Origin of the sequence: Streptomyces pathocidini, assembly GCF_001418495.1 — a bacterium.
GTDB lineage: Bacteria > Actinomycetota > Actinomycetes > Streptomycetales > Streptomycetaceae > Streptomyces > Streptomyces pathocidini.
The window spans coordinates 1-3,528 of the sequence record NZ_LIQY01000435.1; the positions used below are offsets into that span (position 1 = coordinate 1).

The following is a 3,528-nucleotide window of genomic DNA, read 5'->3' on the forward strand; positions in this document are numbered from 1 at the left end:
CACCCCGACCCACCCCGGTCGTACTGTCACGCACGATACACAGAACGTAGCCCTACAGGGGGTAAAAACCGTTTGCTCCGGGCGGGGACGGGAAAGATGTGGATAGTCTGCCGCTCGAATCGACGTCTCAGAACGTAGTTCTGCTGATGCGTGCCATGTGTCGGTGCATCGACTGGTGGTGAAGGTGCAGATGTTCAGGGTGACGCTGATGAGGATTGGCCCTCTTCCCGAACGGGGTGGGTTCGGTGTCCATCTTGGGCGGTGATGAGGTGGGGAATTCCAGCTATGGGGGGGAGTCAACTGTGGGTTCACTGGCAGGTGTCTGGACGGGGCACGCCTTAGAGGTCGATCCGCGCATTCGGGAGTTCAATGCCGATCCGGCCGCCTATATCGAGCAGCGGGCGGAGACGCTGCGCTCCGGCGACTTCGACAAGGAGCAGGCCGAACTGATCCGGCAGCGGAGGCAACGCGCCCGCGCCGCAGTCCGCAGAGTTCTGCGCCACTTGCGCAAAGCAGCGTAGACGCGGCGACGGTGGAGTTGGTGCGTACCCGTGAGCTTGCCGGCGCGGATGCGTCATCGCCCGTCGCGTGCTCCGGTCGGCAGCACCAACTCCACGTCCCCTGGGCAGTCATGTCTCCTGTAGGAGTCATGCCTCCGGTGGGAGCCGGAGGGGAAACCCGGTCCCCGCCCGGTCTGCTTCGTGTCACTCCTGGACGAACTCGCCCGGGCCCAGGACCTTCCAGTCCTCCGTCTTCGGGTCCGTGATCTTCTCCAGCGGGAGGTCGAAGCGGAACACCTTCTCGTTGTCGCGACTGATGCCCCACAGTGCCGAGTTCCGCCCGGCGTCCTCCCAGGCGATGCCCTGGCCCTCGACGCCCGGCAGGGCGACCGTCGCGACGTGCTCCAGGACGGAGCCCGAGTGCGGGAGCTTCATCACGTACGTCTCGGGGAGGTCGTGGCCGGTGAGGTACAGGCGGCCATCGGGGCCCCAGGAGCCGCCGGAGTTGCTCATGGGCTTGAACTTGTCGAGGATCGGCTTCGGGATGGTCCAGGACTCGACGACCTGGAAGTCGTCGTCCAGCTTGACGACCTTGGTGTTGTACGTCTCGCCGTACGGGGTGCCCGGCTTGTCCTTGCGCTCCTTGTCGTAGTTGGCGAACGCCGCCCACCACGCGCCGTCGTGGCGGTCGAGCCAGGTCAGGGAGCCGCGGTCGATGCCGAAGCTGTGGGTGCCGATGTGGCGCATGGTGCGGGTGTCGAAGATCTCGATCGAGCTCTCCATGGGCCAGCCCGAGTAGTTGGAGTGGGCGGCGTAGAGCTTGTCGCCGACCGCGGCCGCGCTGTCGAAGTGCACGTACGGGCCGTCCTCGCGCCCGGCGAACTGGAGCAGCGGCTTCCCGGTGGCGCGGTCGTGCTTGGTGATGGTGCTGTCGCTGACGGCGTAGAAGTACTTGCGGTCGACGGCAACGCCCTGGCGTGCGTCGAAGGCGTCGTACGAAGCGGTGGCCTTGGCTTCGAGGGCGGGGGCCTCCGCGGCGGCCGGCTGGGCGGCGAGGGACTGGGCCGCGACGGACTGCGCGGCTCCGGCGCGCGCGGTGGCTGGCGACGCCTCGGCGGAGCCCAGCGCGCCGACGCTCAGCGCGAACGCCGCGGCGGCAGCGGCCAGTACGGCGGGGGTCTTGGCGCGGTGGAGGCGCGACAGGTACTCGCGGCGGGCGAGACGGGCGAGATGGGTCTTCATGGTCAGCCTTCTCGGGGGAGGGGAGCGGGAGCGGCAGCCGATACGGCGGGGCTCGCGCTCCGGCGCGGAGTGGCGCCGGTACGGCGGCGGTCCGCTCCGGCGCGCGCAAGCTTTCAGCCGCATCCCCGCCCTTTCGTCCAACACGGCCCGTCGCCTGCGTGAAACGCCCGTGAACAGGGGGGTGACCCGCGGCCGGGCCGGGTTCGATCAGTTCGTTGAGGCGGGCAAGCGGCCGACGGAGAGCGGCTCCTCGTGCGCCCTGCTGTGGAAAGCCGGCGGGCCAAGGTCGAGCCACGGCCGACGCGCGGTCATCTCCCACCGACTGCACCGACTGTTGCTCGGGCAGGGAACGGACTGCGGTGAATTGCCGTCAAAAGGTATGTATGGGGTTGGTTCTGTCGTGAGAGGCCCATACCGCGAGGTGCTCCTGTGCTGTCTCGGGGCGCTTCTCGACGGGCCGTGAGTCATAGGCGGAGGCTGGTCGTTCGGTCGGCTTCAGCCGCTGCTCGGTAGGGGAGGGGCTATGGCGGGTGCCGGCTCGCTGAGGCGGCTCTTGGAAGGCCCCGGCACCGTGTCGGCGCCAGGAGCGGCTGATGCGATCACTGCTCGCATGGTGGAAGCGGCGGGTTTCCCCGCCGTGTATATGACGGGGTTCGGGGCCACGGCCAGCCGTCTGGGGATGCCGGATATCGGCCTGCTCAGCCAGACGGAGATGACCGAGCACGCACGGAACATGACCCGTGCGGTGTCGGTCCCGGTCATCGCGGACGCGGATACCGGGTATGGCGGACCGAGCAGCATCGACCGCACCGTTCGCGAGTATCTGCAGGCAGGTGTGGCGGCGATCCACCTGGAGGACCAGGTCGCGCCGAAGCGATGCGGTCAGATGAGCGGGGTGCGACTCATGGACGCGGACACCGGCGTCAAACGCCTCCGGTGCGCCGTTCAGGCGCGTGGCTCGGCCGACCTGCTGATCATCGGTCGTACGGACGCCCTGCCCGCGGCGGGGATGGCGGAAGCGATTCATCGAGCCCGGCTGTACCAGGAAGCCGGTGTCGACCTGGTCTTCGTCGACGGCATCAAAAGGGTCGAGGAACTGGAGGCGGTGGCTCGTGCGGTCGACGGCCCCAAGGTCGTGTCCATTGTGGACGGGAACGAGACGGCCACGCTGACTGCCGCCGACCTTCAAGACCTCGGGTTCAGCCTGGTCCTGTACGCCGTGACGGCGTTGTTCACCGCCACTCACGCGATTGCCGGGGCGCTGGCTCATCTGAAGGCAGCCGGGACTCCTGCGGGCGGCCCGGAGCAGCACACCTACGAGGAGTTCTCTCAACTGGTCGGATTCGATCTCCACAAGGAACTTGACGACCGGTTCGGCAGCTGAAGGGCGGCGAGCAGCGTCGGCCGATGTGGTCCCCCGTCCGGGGCGGTGGTGGCCGTGGCGACCACCAGGCCGAGCTCCACTTGACCCTTTCCTCTCGATCCTCTCCTCGAGTCGGCGGGACCAGGCGACTTGAGGACTGCGCAGAGGGGCCGGTCGACGGCTGGGCAGCCCCGCACCCCACAACTCCCGTACCAGACCTGAATCGTTCAACCCTCGGTCACGCCCGGTTGCGGCGGGGCGGGGAGCGTCGACGGAGTCTCGTCCGTCGATCGGTCAGGAGCGCTTCCCGTGCCTGAATCCCTTTCCAGACGTCGTCTTCTCGGTGCCGCCGCCGGTGCCGCCGCGGGGGTCGGTCTCGCCGGGCCCGCGGCCGAAGCCGCCACCACCCGTACCGCGTACGCC

At 68.5% G+C, this 3,528-nt stretch carries 3 protein-coding genes; 2 read left to right on the plus strand and 1 reads right to left on the minus strand.

Features of this window, described 5'->3' with window-relative positions; genetic code table 11:
• Positions 1–302: 302 nt before the first annotated feature.
• Positions 303–521, plus strand: a complete 219-nt coding sequence (locus AOK16_RS19650) for a hypothetical protein (protein WP_157859274.1) — start codon at positions 303–305, stop codon at positions 519–521.
• 183 nt (positions 522–704) lie between these two features.
• Here the strand turns inward: AOK16_RS19650 and AOK16_RS19655 are convergent, their stop codons facing one another.
• A complete protein-coding gene (locus AOK16_RS19655; protein WP_055473518.1) occupies positions 705–1,742 on the minus strand; it encodes a hypothetical protein in 1,038 nt (345 codons plus the stop codon).
• Between the two features lie 523 nt (positions 1,743–2,265).
• Here AOK16_RS19655 and AOK16_RS19660 point away from each other — a divergent pair.
• Entirely contained in the window at positions 2,266–3,126 is an 861-nt protein-coding gene (locus AOK16_RS19660; protein ID WP_055473519.1) for an isocitrate lyase/PEP mutase family protein, read from the plus strand.
• Positions 3,127–3,528 lie beyond the last annotated feature (402 nt).

What these genes read in the sequence shown, in the direction of transcription:
- AOK16_RS19655 (WP_055473518.1), bottom strand. Translation starts at nt 1,742, where the DNA reads ATGAAGACCCATCTCGCCCGTCTCGCCCGCCGCGAGTACCTGTCGCGC.
- AOK16_RS19660 (WP_055473519.1), top strand. Translation starts at nt 2,266, where the DNA reads ATGGCGGGTGCCGGCTCGCTGAGGCGGCTCTTGGAAGGCCCCGGCACC.